Source organism: Endozoicomonas sp. ALC020 (genome assembly GCF_049275935.1).
GTDB lineage: Bacteria > Pseudomonadota > Gammaproteobacteria > Pseudomonadales > Endozoicomonadaceae > Endozoicomonas_A.
This window is the reverse complement of sequence record NZ_CP184830.1, coordinates 4,835,163-4,852,449: the sequence shown is the minus strand read 5'-3', so window position 1 is coordinate 4,852,449 and position 17,287 is coordinate 4,835,163. Positions and strand designations below refer to the sequence as shown.

Genomic DNA, 17,287 nt, shown 5'->3' with positions numbered 1-17,287 from the left:
AGTCACTGTATCACTCCTTTGGGCAAACAGCCTGGGGCTTAATCTTCGCTGCTTTCAACCACTTTCTTGCCACGGTAGAAACCTTCAGCAGAAACATGGTGACGACGATGAGTTTCGCCGGAAGCTGCTTCTACAGACAGCTGAGCAGAAGTCAGACTGTCGTGGGAACGGCGCATATTACGCTTGGAACGGGTTTTACGGTTTTGCTGAACAGCCATGTGTCAACTCTCCTGGGTCGTAGTATCTTTTTTCAATTTGGCCAGAACGCTGAAAGGGTTACTGCTCCTGCGTTCTTTATCTGCCTCAATGGCAGCAGCCTGAGCCTCTTCTTCAGACTCAGTGGTGTAATATTGCTGAGCTGAACAGTCTTCAGGCGGATGATAGGCCACCAGCGGAAGTGCCAGAATCAGCTCTTCCTCGAGAATAGGCAATAATTCTACCGGCTCATCACCGTACATTAGCGGTTCAAAGTCTTCCGGCAGGGCTTTGGCCTGCTCGTCGGTCAGTACCCCCATCAAATGGAGATCAGCTCGCACCGATAGCTTGGCCACATCCAGACAGCGCTGGCAGATCATGCTCAGTTCCGCCTCAACATGCCCTTCCAGCACAACCCGGTTGTTTTCGCTCAATGAAAAGCGAAGGTCAACCTGGACTTCGCCTCTGTCATCAACCAGACTGCTTACCAGCCGGTCGAATTGACTCAGCGCCAGCGAACCTTGAAACTGCCTGCCTTGACGCGCGAATTTACGCGGATCAAAGGTTTTGGGTAATTGTCCGATAGCCATGAGCTCACGGGTTGGTTGTCATAAGCGCGCAATAATAGGGGCAAGAAAAGTCTCTGTCAAAGGGTTTAACCGCTTTAGACTGTTTAAGGCTCAGACATGGGGCCAGCAGACTCCAGAGCAACAAAAACAATAGGTAATTTCCGCCTCTGACACGTCTTATTCTGGCCTTCCGGGTAGTTATCCCTTAACGTTTGGAATGACTGCCAAAAACCTCTATCAATGAAAGCTTTTCCAACCTGAACAACCAAAATTTATGAAAATCATTCTGGCTTCCAGCTCTCCCTATCGAAAATCCTTATTGGCAAGGCTTGACCTCGCGTTTGAATGTCATTCACCTGATATTGATGAAACACCCGTTGCAGGCGAATCCGCAGAAATGCTGACCCAACGACTTGCCAGGAAAAAAGCCGATACGCTCAAAGCTCACTATCCCGAGCATCTGATTATCGCTTCAGACCAGGCAGCACAACTCAACAATATCACTCTTGGAAAGCCCGGAACCGAACAGCAAGCCATAGAGCAACTGCTGAAGTGCAACGGCCAGTCAGTGACCTTCTACACCAGCCTTTGCCTACTCAACACCCAAACTGACCGATATCAGCTTGCTGTAGTGCCTTACACCGTTCATTTCAGAACCCTGAAAAGGGTCGAAGTTGAGAACTACATAAAGAAGGAAAAACCACTGGATTGCGCAGGCAGCTTTAAGTGTGAGGGACTGGGCATCAGCCTTTTTTCCAGAATGGAGGGGAATGACCCAAACAGCCTGATTGGCTTACCCCTGATTCAACTAAACCACATGCTGATCAACGAAGGCATCAATCCTCTGCTTAGTCATTAGTTAAGAATTTAACAATCAAGAAAAAAGTTGACCCGGATCAATACCCTGCGCCATTCCCCGCTCTATCCTGTGGAAAACAAAAACTCAGGAGAATCAATTATGTATATGGACACGGTCGTGGTCGCAGGATTATTGGTGGTTGCAGCCACACTTATTTTTGGTTGTGCGGTAGCGGGCTTCATTATCAACGACAACCGTAAAAACCGGGGCAAATAAGCCCTGGTTCACCAGCTCAAAGTCTTTCGACCGGTTTGAAAAATTCCTGGAATTTACTTAACAGAAAGCTTCTCATCCACTGATGCGCCTGGTTAAACTGCCAATGCTCTGGCCACACCAGTTCAAATGTCAGGGGTGGAGAATCTGACAAAATAGGGAGGAGGACATAATCCTCAAACAGGTCCATTGCCAGGTACTCTACATTGGTGACAATGGTAAATGCGTCATTGGATCGAATCGCCTTCAAGGCAGCTTCGAGGCTTGGCAGCTTCAGCCAGGGGTTCTGTAAAAAGGCATACTGTTCACGCAATCCATTAATATACGGACTGGCGGCAATCACCGCCTGGGTTACAACAAAAGGATACTGGTCCATCTCGGTCAGATCGAGTGTGTCCCGACCACTCATCGGATGCCCCTTGCGCATCAGAACATTAAACGACGCTGAGGCAATCACTTCTTTGCAGAGATTCTCAGTGGTATCAGGAAAAGCAACAATGGCCCCGAGATCTAACTCGCCCGACTCCATTGAGTAAATTGTTTCCTCATTCGGCAGCGACACCGAACTGCTGATACCAGGCGCAACCCGCTTAAGCTCAATCAAAGCCTGAATGAGAAAATTATCAAGAACAACCGAACTTGTCCCTATCCGGAAATGATGTTCACTGGTTGCAGGGTCAAAGCTCTGATTCTCAAACAGGGTCTCAGAGTCTGCCATCAGTTTTGAAACCAGCGGCTGAATCTGACGCGCTTTTTCGGAAAGAAAAATATGATTGCCTTCCCTGACCAGAATGGGGTCATTCAAGGCTTCTCGCAGCTGTGACAAAGTCCTGCTCATAGTGGATTGGGTCACATGCATCTGATCTGCTGCGCGGGTTACACTTCCGGTATCCAGAATTGCCTGTAAAGCGGGCAGCAAACTCATTTTCAGCCGATTACTGGCCATGAGCACAACTCTCTCTGTTAGACATTGAAATGCCCATATCGCAAAAAAGGTTGCCTGGCAGCCTGACGGACGACTCATTCGATGCACTGAAACAAACTGTTTTTACGCTCTATGAAAGCACTTTGTTTTAGCCTCTTTTAATAAAGAGGAGAAGACAAAACCCTTTCAGCAACCCTATTATGCCGGAAACACTTTAAAGACAATAAACCCTGAAAACAAAAAAGCCGGCATCAATGACTCTGGGTTGATGCCGGCAAATACACACAACACATGAACCGGAGTAGACGATTCATGACGATTAGATTACCCACCCCAACTCCTCTCAGCCAGTGAAAGAAATCACTCAGCCCATTGAACTCACCAATAAGTAATTTACACACTAAGCGGCCAACTAGCACATTCGCGATTTCGATATAACCATTGATGCTTTCAACGTGACCCGTTAGTACAACTACATAACAATCTTGGCTCAACATTAAACACACAATCAGTTGGGATACGTAACCATGCACAAAAAGATTCTGGCCGCAGCAGTAGCCACCGCAGTGGCAGGTCCAGCAATGGCAGTGAACGTTTTTGACGACGGCACAAGCAGCCTGAGTATTGGTGGCCGTGTTGGTGTTGTTGCCAAGAATAATAATGGCAATAACACCCTGAACAACGACAGCGCTCGTATTAATTTTAAATTCGCGCACAAGTTTGACAGTGGATGGACCGGCCAGGGTGTTGCAGAGTGGGGCTTCCGTGCCAAGGATGAGTACGAGGCTATTGACGACAAAGAAGAGACCTTCTTTAACCGTCTGGGCTACGTCGGCCTGAGCCATGAAGAAATGGGTGCATTCGCTGCCGGTAAAAACTGGAGCGTAACTTATGACGTTTCCGGCTGGACAGACATGTATGCCATCGGTGGTGGTAGCGCTCTGGGTATCTATGACGGTCGCAACGGCGGTGACTTCGACGGTACTGCCCGAGCCGATGATGTTATCCAGTACCGCAACAGCTTCGGTGGCCTGAACATCGGCCTTCAATACCAAATGGAAGATCACTCGGTATCAGGTGCTCAGCGTGATTATGGTTATGGCATCTCTGCCAGCTATGATCTGGCCATGGGCCTCTCTCTGGGTGCCACTTACTCTGAAACCAAGTATATAGACAAGGAAAAGTCCAAGTCCGCCACTGCCGGTCTGAAATTTGAAAACGAAAGACTGTACCTGGCTGCCATGTACGGCGAGCTGACAAATAAAACTCAACTGAATGGCAACATCAACGTCGACGTCGACGTCTACGCCGACGCCAAGTCCAAGGGTATTGAACTTTATGGTCGACTGGCTATGAACAATGTTCTGCAGGGTTTCTCTCTGGAAGCAGGTTATAATGAGCTGAAAGACAACAGTTCAGCAACCACTGACCAGTTTAAGGAAACTCTGAAAGAAACCATGATTGGCGCCATTTATGAAACTGGCCCAATGCAGTTTGCCGTTGAATACGCCATCGATGACAGCAAAAATGATACTGGCAAGAAAGAGGGTGACAACACCCTGTCTCTGCAGGCGCGTTACTACTTCTAATTGCCCATCAGACACAGCATGAAAAAGGCCAGCAAATCGCTGGCTTTTTTTTACAGAAATCCATTTCAGCCTTAATTTCTCAAGCACTCAATGACAAAGACACATTCTGACCTTTAAACATCAGCTTGACATCCTCCCCGCCGTGAAGAGGGTGTCGCAAAACTTCAACAGCTCGTTCTCACGCTCTGAAGTCGTCATTCCCGCGAAGGCGGGAATCCAGCGCCAACGATGGATCTCTGCCTTCTCGGGGATGACAAGGCCAGGGGGACACCGGGCAGTATGGTTCTGGTGGAGAGTCAGTGTGGATTCCCGCCTTCGCGGGAATGACGAGAATGAAGCCGGGAATGACGAGAATGAAGCCGACAATGAAGGGAGTCAACGCGTTCCCACGCCGGAGAGAGTTTTGCGACACCCTCTGAACGACGGGGATTCCTACAGCTAGACGGTCATGCCCGACCGCAGTGTATACCTTACCCAATAGCGGCATACACCTTATTCGACAATCTGCTCTACCTTTCGGATTGTTAACAAACACGGGCAGAAAGCGGAAGGTATTTTACTTTTCCTGTCAGGTAGCGTAATCGCTAAAAACGCCTAACGGATAGTAAAGTAGCACAAGGGGCTTGCTCTGCAAGCCGAGCTTTCATCCCCGTCCTCAAAGTACGGGGTTTTACGCTCATTCGATAAGAATCATTAATCAATACTCATTCTTAATGGCAAATCAGCATATCACCCAATTTGCATGTGGTTCTATTTTTTTGAACTATTGTCCCAAAAAAGACTCTAATCTACTAAATCAACTCTGAATATCATTCTTGATTGCAGGAAAATATCTATCCAGGGAGGGAGCAAGTATGACTCGCATAAATGATAATTACGGCATTGTTGGCCTGTCAGAACCAAAGCAATCTCAGTCAGAGACAACGACCAGAGTCAGTTCGGGGAAGCATGTAACGGCACCTGATAAGCCACAACATTCATTGGCAAATTTGCCCCCCTTGGCACAATCGGAAATTTTTAAATTTCTGGATCTCCGATCTGTTAGCAGCTTAGAAAGGGCATCTCGCCTTTTTCAGGGTGCTACCAAACAAGGCGATACTCTGGCAAAGAATTGGTATGGCCGGTTTCCCTCTTCACACCAGGCTCAATTAAAGACAATACTCAGTAACAAAGATGACAAGCAGCTCACTGAATGGTTGCAGCGCTTTACCGATGATGAGGCGTTAATCGATTCAGTCATGAAACGCCGGGAGAGTGTTTATTTTCCTGCTCTGTTCTTTTTCACTGTCAGTAAAGTGATGTCTCAATGTAAAACATTTAAATTAGAGACAACCAGCATTTCCCATAACAGCAGCATCAACTCAGCGTCCTTAAGCGCCGATGGCCGCCATATGATAACCGTTGGTGACGATCATAGGGTGAAAATCTATGCTCTGGGAGAGGATGGAACACTGGAAGAAAAACTCACCATTTCCCATAGTGGCCGTATCAAATCAGCCAGATTCAGCGACGATGGCAGCAAGGTCGTGACCATCAGCGACGATCACAGTGTGAAAATCCTTGGCCAGGAGGTCGATGGATCATGGCAAGAAAAAACCACCATTCACCATACTGGCAATATCAGGTCAGCTGAGCTCAGCCCCGATGGAAGCCATCTGGTGACCGCCAGTGACGATCACACGGCGAAAATCTATGGCCAGAACGTCGATGGATCATGGGAAGAAAAAACCACGATTTACCATACTGATAAGGTCAACTCAGCCACCTTCAGCGCCGACAACCAACATGTCGTAACCACCAGTGACGATCATACGGTGAAAATCCACAGCCATAAAGCTGGGGGATCATGGGTAGAAAAAACCACCATTTCCAATAATGGTTTGGACAAACCAACTATCTTTAGTTCCGATGGCTGTCGTGTAGTGACCTTCAGTAGCGATAACACGGCGAAAATCTATCAGAAACTCAATGGATTATGGGTCAAAGAAGATACCATTTTGCATAATGCTCCCATGAAGTCAGCCAGCTTTACTGACGATGGTCGCCATTTGATAATCCTCAGTGGCGATAACAGGTTGAGAATGTATACCCGGGGGGCCAGTGGATCATGGATAGAAGAAGACACCGTCGCCGTGACTGGTTGGAGCCGCTCAACGCTCTATAGCGAGCAAGGCCTCTATGTAATTGATATCAAGGACAATGGCACTGCGACAATCCTTGGCCGGAACGGCGATGGATCATGGGTAGAAAAAACCACCATTTCTAATAAAGGTCCTGTCAACTCAGCCAGCTTCAGCATCAAGGGCCACCACCTGGTGACCATCAGTATCGACTACAGAGCGAAAATCTACGACTGGGGTATCGATGGATCATGGAAAGCAAAAACCATCGTTTCCCATAATGATAAGATCAACTCAGCCACCTTCAGCGCCGATGGTCGTCATCTGGCAACCGCCAGTGACGATCACACAGCAAAAATTTATGGCAGGGAGACCGATGGATCATGGGTAGAAAAAGCCACTATTTTCCATAAAGACAAGGTCAGATCAGCCACCTTCAGCGCTGATGGTTGTCACTTAGTGACCATCTGTGACGATCACACGGCCAAAGTCTATGACAAGATGGCCGACGGCTCATGGGTGGAAAGAGTCACCATTACCCATGAGGGTCGAATCAGTTCAGCCGCTTTCAGCGCCAATGGCCGCCATCTGGTGACCACCAGTGACGATCGCACGGCGAAAATTTATGAGCTGGGGGCCGATGAATCATGGACAGAAAAAGTCACCATTTCCCATAATGACAAGGTCATATCAGCCAACATCAGCGCTGATGGGAACCATGTGGTAACGGCCAGTGACGATCACACAGCAATAGTCTATGGCAAGATGGCCGACGGATCATGGGTAAAAAAAGCCACCATTTCCCATGAGGGGCCAATCACATCAGCCACCTTCAGCGCCGATCAACGCCATGTGGTGACCACCAGTAAGGACAAAACAGTACGAGTCACTAAATTGCTGAGGAGTGTGGGCAAGCAGCCTAATTGATTCAATCCTGTAGACATGGGTGACGACTGGATTCAGGGTGAGTGGAACTTCAAAGAGAGACTGAAAAACGACCAGAAGACAGAGGTTCCGTTGTACGCTGGAAAAGCTGATCTCAACTGGATCTGCAACAAACAAGGCCAGCAAATCGCTGGCCTTTCCAGGTTTAATTATACCAATCGAACTTTCTAATTCCCTATTGCACTGAAGATTTGAGCCTTAATCCTGCGTTGGCGATCGTCGCCTTGCTTTAAGGCTCAAATATCCATGCTCATCCCGGGAGTTAGAAAGCACGATGGGTCTTACTCAAAAAACATCACTGCAACGATAAGGAGTTCAACCCAAGCACCTTAACCGCAGTCGAAGCAACCCCGGCACCAAAATCTCTCGCAAAACGCTCGAAAGGAGTCAAACGCAGAGAAAAGTCGACAATTTCTTCTTCACCAATTACTTCGCGTGCTACATAACCGGCACTACCCAGACCATCCAGCAAACCCAGTTTTATTGCCTGTTCTCCTGTCCAGACCATGCCGGAAAAGATATCTTTATTATCAGACAGACGATCACCACGCCCCTGTTTTACGACATTAATAAATTGATTGTGGATCGTATCCAGAGACTGCTGCCAGCGCTGAGTCGCTTCAAAGTCCTCGGGCTGAAAGGGGTCATTGAAGGCTTTGAACTCACCTGCCGTATAGTTACGGCGGGTCACGCCCAGCTTTTTCATAGCCTCGACAAAGCCAAAACCGGAAGAAATCACTCCAATGGAACCGACCAGACTGGCTTTATCTGCATAAATCTTATCTGCCGCCGCCGCCACGTAGTAGCCACCAGAAGCACCGATATCCATGACTACTGCGTAGAGGGGAGTCTTAGGATACAAGCCTCTCAGCCGCCTGATCTCGTCATAGATATAGCCAGACTGAACCGGGCTGCCACCGGGGCTGTTAATACGAAGAATAACCCCCTTGGTACCTTTATCTTCAAAGGCTGCACGCAGCCCGGTAACCACAGAGTCGGCATTGACATCATCGGTTCCGATAACACCGTCCAACTCTACAAGGGCAGTATGGGATGCACTGGCTGGAGCACCAGAAAGATCTACATGCATGGCGTTGTAGAAAACACCAACGGATACAAACAACCAGATAAAAGTCAGAAGCTTGAAGAAAATCCCCCAGCGACGTGCACGACGCTGCTCTTTCAAAGCACCCTGGGCCAGGTTCTCAACCAGCTTCCAGGCACGCCCTTCTTTATCACCTGACTGTTCATAGTCATCACTCTCATTCCATGAACTACTCACTCAACTCACTCCTGCTATTTTCAACAAACTTCTCTGTCCCTTATTCGAACGGAGCACAAAAAAAGTTCTTTTTCTATGACTGTCAGTGTTTGCCCAGCCAATCAATCAAATCATCAAAAGAGTCCACCGTATACACCGGATCATACTCTTTCAGCTTGCTTTCATCCTGAGCGCCATAAGTGACTGCCACACTATCCATACCAGCATTGGCAGCCATGGCCATATCAAACCCGGAATCTCCAACCATAAGCGCCTGATCTGCAGTTACACCGAACTCAGCAAGCAACTGTTCAAGCATCATCGGATGAGGTTTGGAATGGGCATCATCGGCTGTCCGACTGGCCTCGAAGAATGACTGGTAACCGTTAGCGGTCATTGAGCGCTCCAGGCCCGCTCTTTTTTTACCCGTAGCCACCGCCATTTTGATCCTCGTACCTTTCAGATGCTCCAACCCCCGGGTAACCCCGGGGAAAGGACGGGATGGCTTCTGCTCCAGCTTAAGATGAAAGAACCGGTACGCTTCACGATAAGCGGCGACCTGCCCGTCATCCAGCTCAGGATAGAGTCTTGCAACCGCCTCCCCCAGGCTCAGTCCAATTATGCTTTTATAAGTCTCATTTGAAAGAACAGGCAACACCATGTTCTCTGCCGCCCTGACCAGGGCGGTTACGATATTGGGCACAGAATCAATTAAGGTTCCATCCCAGTCAAATACAACCAGTGAATACTCTTTTCTTTCCTTCATACCTGATCAATCTTCTACTGCTTGTCCAGATGTCTGTAACACAAAAAAAAAGACGCCATCAATATCCAAAAAAATATTAATTCCTGATCGTCTCAAGTACATCCTCAAGATCTTCCGGCAAAGGGGCATCAATTGTCAAAGACTGGCCATCCGGCAGAACCAGCTTTAGTTTGGCGGCATGAAGAAACAGTCGCTTCAACCCGAACTGCCTGAATCGTTTATTATCTTCATCTGGCGTGTATTTATCATCTCCAAGAATCGGGTACCCGGCGTGCAGACAATGCACCCTGATCTGGTGCGTTCTACCGGTAACCGGACTGGCCTCTACCAGAGTGGCTGCTTCATTGGCGCAACTGAATCTCTCAAGCACCTGATAAAGGGTTTTTGAACGCTTACCCTCTAAATCCACCGTCACCATCCGCTCTCCGGATCGAAGGGTATTTTTCAGCAAAGGGGCATTCACAAGAACTTTCCTGCTCGGCCAGCGACCCAGGACGAGGGCGTTGTAGATTTTACTGATTTTATCTTCCTTCAGCTGAGCATGAAGATAACGAAGCATGCTTCGCTTTCTGGCAATCATCAGGCAGCCCGAGGTATCCCGGTCCAAACGATGCACCAGTTCCAAACTTCGATCCTGAGGACGGATGTTTCTCAAAGTCTCAATAACGCCATAGGAGATACCACTGCCACCATGAACAGCAATACCGGCTGGCTTATTGATGATAATCAGAGATTTGTCTTCATAGAGGATGGCATCTTCCAGCTTCTGGATAATAACAGCCCCAGGCGTTGCCATGGGAGCCTTTTCAGAAATCCTGACAGGTGGAACCCTTAACAGATCTCCATCCTGAAGCCGGTAATCTGCAGTTACGCGCTTTTTGTTTACTCGTACTTCACCTTTACGGATGATTCTGTAAACCCGGGTTTTGGGCACACCTTTGAGAATCCGTACCAGATAATTATCGACCCGTTGCCCGGCATCTTCGCTGTCAATATTGATCATTTTTACCGCTGGGCGGGGTTCTCCGGCTTGCCGGGAGTCGTTCTGATGTCTATCCATTGCGCTATAGTATCAGCTTTCCGTCATTTGAAGCACTTACAGATTACTGGTATAGTTGTTGCACTGCCTTATGCATATACGAGTAGGCAGTTCGATTTACGAATCCTGAGAGCGGCCGACAGCGGAATTGGCAAGTACGAAAGAGCCATAAAGCCACTTGAACCAGAGCCGATGACACTCAGGACAGATGAAACACCATCACGGCCCAGCCGTGTAAGATAAACAGCGCTACTCTCTGTCAAGCAGTGCACCCCCGGATTCCGGGCGTGAGGAGAACTCCGGGAAGATTGACATTATAATCGGCCTACTTTTTTATCGAGCCAATCGCTATCGATAAACGCCGAAAATTCCCGGTAAAACTGAATTTCCCCGCCCAGGGTGACCCGTCTGAATTAAGACCTGGTCACCGGTTTGATGCTAAATAGTTACAAAGCTGGTTAAAGAAGTACTGGGAAGTAACCCTGATAGCACAGATTATAAACCGGCAGTTCCGCATCAGTGACGGACCGGAAGACAAGAAAACGGGCAGTGCCGGCTTGAGAGGATAGCCTCTTAATGTATTCGGTACTCTATGAAGAGAATGTTAATCAACGCAACTCAGTCTGAAGAGTTGCGCGTCGCGCTGGTTGATGGCCAGCGCCTTTACGATCTGGACATCGAGTCCGGCGCTCGTAAACAGAAAAAAGCCAACATCTACAAAGGAAAAATCACCCGGGTTGAACCCAGCCTGGAAGCAGCTTTTGTCGATTTTGGTGCTGAACGTCACGGATTCCTCCCCCTTAAGGAGATCTCCAGGGAATACTTCAGCTCCCCTCATCAAGGTGGTCGCCCCAACATCAGGGACGTTATCAAAGAGGGGCAGGAAGTCATTGTTCAGGTAGATAAGGAAGAGCGCGGCAATAAGGGCGCTGCTCTCACGACGCTGGTCAGTCTGGCCGGTCGTTATCTGGTTCTGATGCCCAACAACCCAAGAGCCGGCGGCATTTCGCGTCGCATCGAGGGTAATGAACGGGCTGAACTCCGTGAAATCCTGAGCAACCTCAAGATCCCTTCCGAAATGGGTGTTATTGTCCGCACAGCAGGTCTCGGTTGCTCCGGAGATGAACTGCAGTGGGACCTCGATTACCTGCTTCAACTCTGGAGTTCCATCAAGGATGCGGCACAAAAGCCAGCACCTATGCTGATTTACCAGGAAAGCAACGTCATTATCCGGGCAATCAGGGACTATCTGCGTCAGGACATTGGCGAAGTTCTGATCGACAAATCCAGCGTATTTGACGAAGCAGTGGATTTCATCACGCAGGTTATGCCCCAGTACCAGCACAAGGTCAAGCTATACAAAGACAGCATCCCGCTGTTCAACCGCTTCCAGATCGAATCTCAGATCGAAACAGCTTTTCAGCGTGAAGTTGAGCTGCCTTCGGGTGGTTCCATTGTCATTGACCCCACTGAAGCCCTGGTTTCCATAGATATTAACTCCGCCCGGGCAACCCGTGGTGGCGATATTGAAGAAACGGCACTCAACACCAACCTGGAAGCGGCCGATGAAATCGCCCGTCAGCTCAGGCTCCGTGATATCGGCGGGCTGATCGTGATCGACTTCATCGACATGAGCCACAACCGCAATCAGCGTGAAGTCGAGAATCGCATTCGTCAGGCACTCTCCATGGATCGCGCACGCGTGCAGACCGGACGTATTTCTCTTTTCGGACTGCTGGAAATGTCTCGCCAGCGTCTGCGCCCGTCACTGGGTGAAACCAGCGGTGTGGTCTGCCCAAGATGCTCTGGCCAGGGCACTATCCGTGATATTGAATCCCTGGCCCTGTCAATCCTGCGCCTGATGGAAGAAGAAGCTCTCAAAGACAAGACTTCTGAAATCCGTGCCCAGGTGCCGGTCGCTGTTGCTGCCTTCCTGTTGAATGAGAAACGCCAGACCATCGCCAAGATTGAGAAGCGTCACAAGATTCGCATTGTTGCGATTCCCAATCCAAACCTGGAAACACCGCATTACGACGTACAGCGTCTGAGAGATGATCACGTGCTGGAAGGCTCCGAGAGCAGCTACGAAATCATCACTGCCGACGAGCCACAGGAAGAAAAAGTAACCTCTTCACAGACCAGGGCAACTCCACGTCAGGAAGCGGCGGTTAAAAACGTAGCTCCATCTCAACCCGCACCCGCTCTGGCTGAAAAACAAGGCCTGCTGAAGTCTTTTGTCAAAGCAATTGGTGGTCTTTTTACGGCCGAAGAAGCCTCACAAAAGCCTACCCAGGCTGAAACCCAAAAGCCTGCTCCTCAGCAGCGCCAGCCAAGAGATCGCAATAATCAACAGCGCGACTCTCAGCAGCGAGATCATCGTGGCCAACGCCAGCAACGCAACAAGCCACCGCACCGCAAAGAGCAGGCTGATGATCGTCAGGCTCGGAATGAGCGCCGTCGCAGTAGTCGCCAACAGGACGAGAGAAGAGACAACTCGCCCCGTCAGGAACGCGTTGCTCGCCAGCAGCCTGAGGAGCGCAGCTCTCGTCGCCAGCAACAGGAAAGAAGAGATCGCCGTGAGCCTCTGACAGATCAGAAACATCAGGATCAGGCCATTTCCGAGCAGCAGGAAGATAACCGTCGCCGTCGTCGTCCCGGCTCTGCACATCGCAGAAGAAACAACCGTCCCTCCCAGAGAGATCGTAGCCAACTGGAACAGCCCTCACTACCCTCTCTGTCTCAGCCTGAAGAAGGCAAGACGGAAGTACCATCGCAACCTGCTGCCGCCAGAAGGAGTGCAGCTGTAAAAGAACCTGTAGAACAGACCTCTCAAAAACAGAGTGCTAAACCGGCTCTTCAGCAGGACCTAAGGGCCTCTCAGGAAGTAGAAGCCCCACTGAAAGCACCGACTGAAAAGATGGCTGCCAGAGAATCTGAACAGAAAGCATCCCACCAGCCAGAAAGGGTCGATGCTATTGCCGAAACGCCAGCAACAAGACAGGCTGAGGAAGCGGTTAGCAAGGCAGCTCCTGCCAACGGGCAGAAGCCTCAGGCTGAAGATACCCGACCTGCTAACCCACCAGTTGTTGAGGCACCTGAAACTGCAGCGCCTCGCATGACTGAAATGGCCAAGGCAGTCGCTGCCAGCAGCCACAGGGAAGCATCCCCTCTTCAGCAGCCAAATGTTCCGGTTCAGCAAAGCATTGAGCCCACAGTCGAAAAAGCAGAAGAACCTGCCAGACCCGCAGCTCCAGTGATTGAGACCAGCAGGGAAGTCGCTCCAGAACCGGTTGCTGAAGCAGCACCTCAACAGCAGGAGGCACGCAAAGCTGCCAAACCTGAGGCTGCAGCTGAGCCAACATCAAATATTGTTGAGTTCAGCAAGAAAGAAGAACCTGCCCCCCGCCGCAGACGCAGCAGGGCCCACAACGACCCTCGCATGAAGCGTCGTCAGGAGCAACAGCAGGCTTCAACAGCCCAGCAGCCCGAAAGCAAGCCATCTGAAGATGAGCAACCTGCAGTCTCTGCATCACAGGAGAATTAATAATCAAGCCCGGTGAGCAATCATCGGGCTGTTATGACTCCACTGATGAGAGTTCATCATTTCAACACTGTCAGATTGTAATGACACCCATAAAAAAAGGAGAGGCCATGCCTCTCCTTGCTTGTCTTAAAGCTCATAACTTCATGCTTATTACGGGAGTTGGAAAACACGATTGACGTTGCAACTCCGATTACATCGTTACCGCTTTTCAATAACCACCAAAAATGCAGAGGACCAGGGAACTAAAAGAGATAACGCAGGTCTAAAAAATATAAGCCAAGTAAACAGGAGTAAATATTATGAACGTAATCACGAGCCCTTCTGACCAATATTACTGGCCCGCTACTGAATATATGAAAGAGGACGAATGTCCTGTTTGTTATTTTAGTTTTGCAGAAAAAGAAGTATCGGTTACCAAATGCGCCCACAATTTTCACACATCCTGCCTGGTAACCTGGCTAGAGCATGGTGATGTATGTCCTATGTGTAGGACTCCCCTCAAGGAAAGGACAACCCAGCGAGAGGACTCACCTGTTCATTTCTTGATAGAAGCTGATAACGTCACATCTATCCAGCACCCGGAGGGTCCAGACCTTAATACTTTGTATATGTTAAATTTGTTGTTTCAAGCTCGCGTCAACTTCATAAATAGCGATAGCATATAAGCTAGCGGACTTTAATCTCTGAGATAAGAGCTTGTTCTTCTTCACCTGAAAGTCCGCCGTATTCTGGTTAGTATATGGTTGAAAGTCCTTTAACGGATGAAAATTTAATCTGGTATGGCTACAAGTGCTTTTTGGTTCTCTTTAACCATTAACCTTTTTTTGAGTAAAAGCACTTTTTATGAGCGACAGTGATCCGTTATTCGCAAATTACCATCTCTATCGCGCAATTTGCCATAACCTCTTTAAGCGGCTCAGGTGGCTCAACATCCGTGAACAGGACATCAATCTGCTCAAGATGACCCAGCCTGACCATAGCACTGCGACCATATTTACTGTGATCCGCTGCCAGGAAACAGTGTTTGGCATTACCAATCATGGCCTGAGCGACCCTGACTTCATGGTAATCGAAGTCCATCAGGGCACCGTCCATATCGATGCCACTGATGCCCATGACGGCATAATCCACTCTGAATTGCTCAATAAAATCCCGGGTTGCCTGACCGACAATACCGCCATCACGATTACGGACTTCCCCCCCTGCAATGACAACGGTAAAGTCTTCGCGCTGTAGCAAAATTGACGCCACATGAAGGTTATTGGTAACGACTCTTAACGCCTTGTGATTCAACAATGCCCTGGCCACAGCTTCAGTTGAAGTACCGATATTGATAAACAGTGATGCACCATCGGGGATTCTTTTTACCAGCTCGGCAGCAATACAAGCCTTTTCTTCACTCAGGCTCATCTTGCGCTCTGAATAAGCCGTGTTGACTGTACTACTGGACGGCATACCTGCACCACCGTGATGCCTTGAGATCAGGTTCTTTTTGTCCAGCTCATTCAAATCTCTGCGAATCGTTTGGGCAGCCACTTTAAAGTGTTGCACCAATTCATCGGTCGTCATAAAGCCATGCTGACGAATCAAATCAACAATCAATTCCTGACGATGGGTCTGAGGTATAGAAGATACAGCAGCTGTCTTGGCAGTCATCCGAAAACTCTTGTCAGCTAAAACACCCTGCGCAGCAGAGTGTTAATCCATGGAGATATTCCAATCAATCCCTTCAGGATACCAACTTCAAATGCTCGTGGCGAAGAAAATTCGAACGTCTCCAGTGGTTGCAATTACAGTCCGGACAGTAATGCATCATCCAGATTGTAGATATCCTGCCTGAAGCGGACACGACCATGACTGTCTGGCCAGGCAGTGAAGTAAACAAAATAGAGTGGAACAGGCTTTCTGAGTTTTAACTTGCCCGTCTCCGAAGTGGCTTGCAAAGTCCTTGCTTCATTTTCCATTCCCTGGCTTTTAAGAATATTGCCAATTAAATGTTCAATATTTTCAACCCGGGTGCAACCGGAACTGAAGGCTCTGACAGATTCCTTAAAAAGATCCGGCTTGTCAGTATCATGCAGGTAAATACTGTAGGCATTGGGAGAGTCGAGCTTATATTTGCCCAGTGGATTCACCTTCCCCGGCTTCTGCTCCAGACGATAGGGAAAGACTCTGCGATTGTATTTTTTCCAGTTAATCGTGTCAGGATCCAGCTCTCTTGCAGTTGACTTCCAACTTTCATACACAGAAAAACCCTCACGTTTCAGGAATGCAGGATCTTTCTGAGCCCTCCTCAATATCGAAGTCGAGGAAATAGAGCTAGGTACCCGCCAGTATGGATTCACTGTAATACTCTCTATACTTTCCTGAAAAATCGGAGTCTGGCGAGAAGGCTTGCCAACAATGGCGCGATAAAGCCTCTGTTTTCTTTGACTCGTCACCCAGGCCACATTAAAACCGGCAATATCCACCAGCACATGAGGATAAGGCAAGGATCTGGGCATCCACCTCATTCGCTCCATATTCACCTTCAGGACTTTGATTCTCTGAAGGGTTAATGCAATCAGAGCCTGACGAGTGCGCTCACCTACATATCCGTCTGCACGAATTCGATACTGCTTCTGTAATGTCTTGACCACTGACATGTGGGATCGACTGTAATGCCCTGTCGGCAGACGATCAGCCAGATCCAGATCAAATAACCATTGGTTCAGAATCAAAATGGAAGGATGCCGATCCCCTTCTTGCAGCACCATACTGGACGGAAAGTGATCAGCAGCCGTCTCCAGATAGGTATAAAACCGTTGTAGCGCTCTCATCAACAACTCATATTGCGGCAGCCTGGGCTCAATCATATCAAGCGAGTTAGAGTCCATATGCTCCTGCAATACAGGCAAAGTAGCTGTGTCTGCAATTCTCCACCCCGGCTGATAAACCCTTCTGTCCAGTCGCCCGGTATCCAGATAAGCCGCAAATTCGTAAGCGACTTTTCGAACATTCTGCTCGGAGGGATCAATCGCCAGCTGCAACCACTGACTCTGTGGAAATTCAATACCATGCAGGGGCGCTGTTGACATCCAGCTGATCAACTGCTCACTGGAAGCAGCTTGTGAATACCCTTCACTCTTGATTTGGATTTCGGGATCTGAAGATACTGAAGGGACTGATAACCAGTCCTCTGCGGACACGGTTGTAGCAGATAGGTTAACAAAGAGGTACGGCAATACTAACGATAGAAAACCACGCATGAAAGCTCCATTTA

At 48.8% G+C, this 17,287-nt stretch carries 15 protein-coding genes; 6 read left to right on the top strand and 9 right to left on the bottom strand.

The annotated features are described in order from the left end of the window. Nucleotides 1–38: 38 nt before the first annotated feature. A complete protein-coding gene (gene rpmF / locus ACOJUO_RS18135; RefSeq protein WP_422133349.1) occupies nucleotides 39–218 on the bottom strand; it encodes a 50S ribosomal protein L32 in 180 nt (59 codons plus the stop codon). A 3-nt stretch (nucleotides 219–221) separates the two neighbouring features. After that, nucleotides 222–785: a YceD family protein gene (locus ACOJUO_RS18130; RefSeq protein ID WP_422133348.1), complete on the bottom strand. Its 564-nt coding sequence runs from the start codon at nucleotides 783–785 to the stop codon at nucleotides 222–224. A gap of 253 nt (nucleotides 786–1,038) precedes the next feature. Here ACOJUO_RS18130 and ACOJUO_RS18125 point away from each other — a divergent pair, with 253 nt between their 5' ends. Then, the gene (locus tag ACOJUO_RS18125; protein ID WP_422133347.1) at nucleotides 1,039–1,623 is read left to right on the top strand and encodes a Maf family protein; all 585 of its coding nucleotides are present in this window, start codon (nucleotides 1,039–1,041) and stop codon (nucleotides 1,621–1,623) included. Nucleotides 1,624–1,722: 99 nt separating this feature from the next. Further along, nucleotides 1,723–1,839 (top strand): cytochrome c oxidase subunit CcoM, encoded by a 117-nt coding sequence (gene ccoM, locus ACOJUO_RS18120; RefSeq protein ID WP_422133346.1) that lies wholly within the window; start codon nucleotides 1,723–1,725, stop codon nucleotides 1,837–1,839. A gap of 16 nt (nucleotides 1,840–1,855) precedes the next feature. Here ccoM and ACOJUO_RS18115 read toward each other — a convergent pair whose 3' ends face one another. Continuing rightward, on the bottom strand, nucleotides 1,856–2,782 hold the full coding sequence (locus ACOJUO_RS18115) for a LysR family transcriptional regulator (RefSeq protein ID WP_422137725.1): 927 nt from the start codon (nucleotides 2,780–2,782) through the stop codon (nucleotides 1,856–1,858). Between the two features lie 506 nt (nucleotides 2,783–3,288). Here ACOJUO_RS18115 and ACOJUO_RS18110 point away from each other — a divergent pair. Then, on the top strand, nucleotides 3,289–4,350 hold the full coding sequence (locus ACOJUO_RS18110) for a porin (RefSeq protein WP_422137724.1): 1,062 nt from the start codon (nucleotides 3,289–3,291) through the stop codon (nucleotides 4,348–4,350). A gap of 178 nt (nucleotides 4,351–4,528) precedes the next feature. Here ACOJUO_RS18110 and ACOJUO_RS18105 read toward each other — a convergent pair whose 3' ends face one another. Continuing rightward, nucleotides 4,529–4,729, bottom strand: coding sequence for a hypothetical protein (locus tag ACOJUO_RS18105; protein ID WP_422137723.1), 201 nt, complete (start codon nucleotides 4,727–4,729; stop codon nucleotides 4,529–4,531). 475 nt (nucleotides 4,730–5,204) lie between these two features. Here ACOJUO_RS18105 and ACOJUO_RS18100 point away from each other — a divergent pair, with 475 nt between their 5' ends. Next, complete coding sequence (locus ACOJUO_RS18100) at nucleotides 5,205–7,397, top strand: WD40 repeat domain-containing protein (RefSeq protein WP_422137722.1); 2,193 nt, start codon at nucleotides 5,205–5,207, stop codon at nucleotides 7,395–7,397. Between the two features lie 313 nt (nucleotides 7,398–7,710). Here the strand turns inward: ACOJUO_RS18100 and ACOJUO_RS18095 are convergent, their stop codons facing one another. From ACOJUO_RS18095 to rluC, 3 genes are all read right to left on the bottom strand, one after another. After that, nucleotides 7,711–8,697, bottom strand: coding sequence for a S49 family peptidase (locus tag ACOJUO_RS18095; protein ID WP_422133341.1), 987 nt, complete (start codon nucleotides 8,695–8,697; stop codon nucleotides 7,711–7,713). Nucleotides 8,698–8,779: 82 nt separating this feature from the next. After that, entirely contained in the window at nucleotides 8,780–9,442 is a 663-nt protein-coding gene (locus tag ACOJUO_RS18090) for an HAD family hydrolase (protein ID WP_422133340.1), read from the bottom strand. Nucleotides 9,443–9,518: 76 nt separating this feature from the next. Then, nucleotides 9,519–10,502 carry a 23S rRNA pseudouridine(955/2504/2580) synthase RluC gene (gene rluC / locus ACOJUO_RS18085; protein ID WP_422133339.1) on the bottom strand — a complete coding sequence of 328 codons (984 nt, stop codon included), beginning with the start codon at nucleotides 10,500–10,502 and terminating at the stop codon, nucleotides 9,519–9,521. A 571-nt stretch (nucleotides 10,503–11,073) separates the two neighbouring features. Here rluC and ACOJUO_RS18080 point away from each other — a divergent pair. Together ACOJUO_RS18080 and ACOJUO_RS18075 are read left to right on the top strand one after the other, a co-directional pair. Continuing rightward, on the top strand, nucleotides 11,074–14,025 hold the full coding sequence (locus ACOJUO_RS18080; RefSeq protein ID WP_422137721.1) for an Rne/Rng family ribonuclease: 2,952 nt from the start codon (nucleotides 11,074–11,076) through the stop codon (nucleotides 14,023–14,025). A gap of 299 nt (nucleotides 14,026–14,324) precedes the next feature. After that, entirely contained in the window at nucleotides 14,325–14,690 is a 366-nt protein-coding gene (locus ACOJUO_RS18075) for an RING finger domain-containing protein (protein WP_422137720.1), read from the top strand. 196 nt (nucleotides 14,691–14,886) lie between these two features. Here ACOJUO_RS18075 and ACOJUO_RS18070 read toward each other — a convergent pair whose 3' ends face one another. Continuing rightward, nucleotides 14,887–15,651 (bottom strand): DeoR/GlpR family transcriptional regulator, encoded by a 765-nt coding sequence (locus ACOJUO_RS18070; protein ID WP_422137096.1) that lies wholly within the window; start codon nucleotides 15,649–15,651, stop codon nucleotides 14,887–14,889. A 164-nt stretch (nucleotides 15,652–15,815) separates the two neighbouring features. Continuing rightward, nucleotides 15,816–17,273 carry a L,D-transpeptidase family protein gene (locus tag ACOJUO_RS18065; protein WP_422137719.1) on the bottom strand — a complete coding sequence of 486 codons (1,458 nt, stop codon included), beginning with the start codon at nucleotides 17,271–17,273 and terminating at the stop codon, nucleotides 15,816–15,818. Nucleotides 17,274–17,287: the final 14 nt, after the last annotated feature.

Bases quoted from the DNA above. Each gene is read 5' to 3' on its own strand.
- rpmF (WP_422133349.1), bottom strand. From the start codon at position 218: ATGGCTGTTCAGCAAAACCGTAAAACCCGTTCCAAGCGTAATATGCGC.
- ACOJUO_RS18065 (WP_422137719.1), bottom strand. From the start codon at position 17,273: ATGCGTGGTTTTCTATCGTTAGTATTGCCGTACCTCTTTGTTAACCTA.
- ACOJUO_RS18090 (WP_422133340.1), bottom strand. From the start codon at position 9,442: ATGAAGGAAAGAAAAGAGTATTCACTGGTTGTATTTGACTGGGATGGA.
- ACOJUO_RS18080 (WP_422137721.1), top strand. From the start codon at position 11,074: ATGAAGAGAATGTTAATCAACGCAACTCAGTCTGAAGAGTTGCGCGTC.
- ACOJUO_RS18125 (WP_422133347.1), top strand. From the start codon at position 1,039: ATGAAAATCATTCTGGCTTCCAGCTCTCCCTATCGAAAATCCTTATTG.
- ACOJUO_RS18115 (WP_422137725.1), bottom strand. From the start codon at position 2,782: ATGGCCAGTAATCGGCTGAAAATGAGTTTGCTGCCCGCTTTACAGGCA.
- ACOJUO_RS18110 (WP_422137724.1), top strand. From the start codon at position 3,289: ATGCACAAAAAGATTCTGGCCGCAGCAGTAGCCACCGCAGTGGCAGGT.
- ACOJUO_RS18075 (WP_422137720.1), top strand. From the start codon at position 14,325: ATGAACGTAATCACGAGCCCTTCTGACCAATATTACTGGCCCGCTACT.
- ACOJUO_RS18100 (WP_422137722.1), top strand. From the start codon at position 5,205: ATGACTCGCATAAATGATAATTACGGCATTGTTGGCCTGTCAGAACCA.
- rluC (WP_422133339.1), bottom strand. From the start codon at position 10,502: ATGGATAGACATCAGAACGACTCCCGGCAAGCCGGAGAACCCCGCCCA.
- ccoM (WP_422133346.1), top strand. From the start codon at position 1,723: ATGTATATGGACACGGTCGTGGTCGCAGGATTATTGGTGGTTGCAGCC.
- ACOJUO_RS18130 (WP_422133348.1), bottom strand. From the start codon at position 785: ATGGCTATCGGACAATTACCCAAAACCTTTGATCCGCGTAAATTCGCG.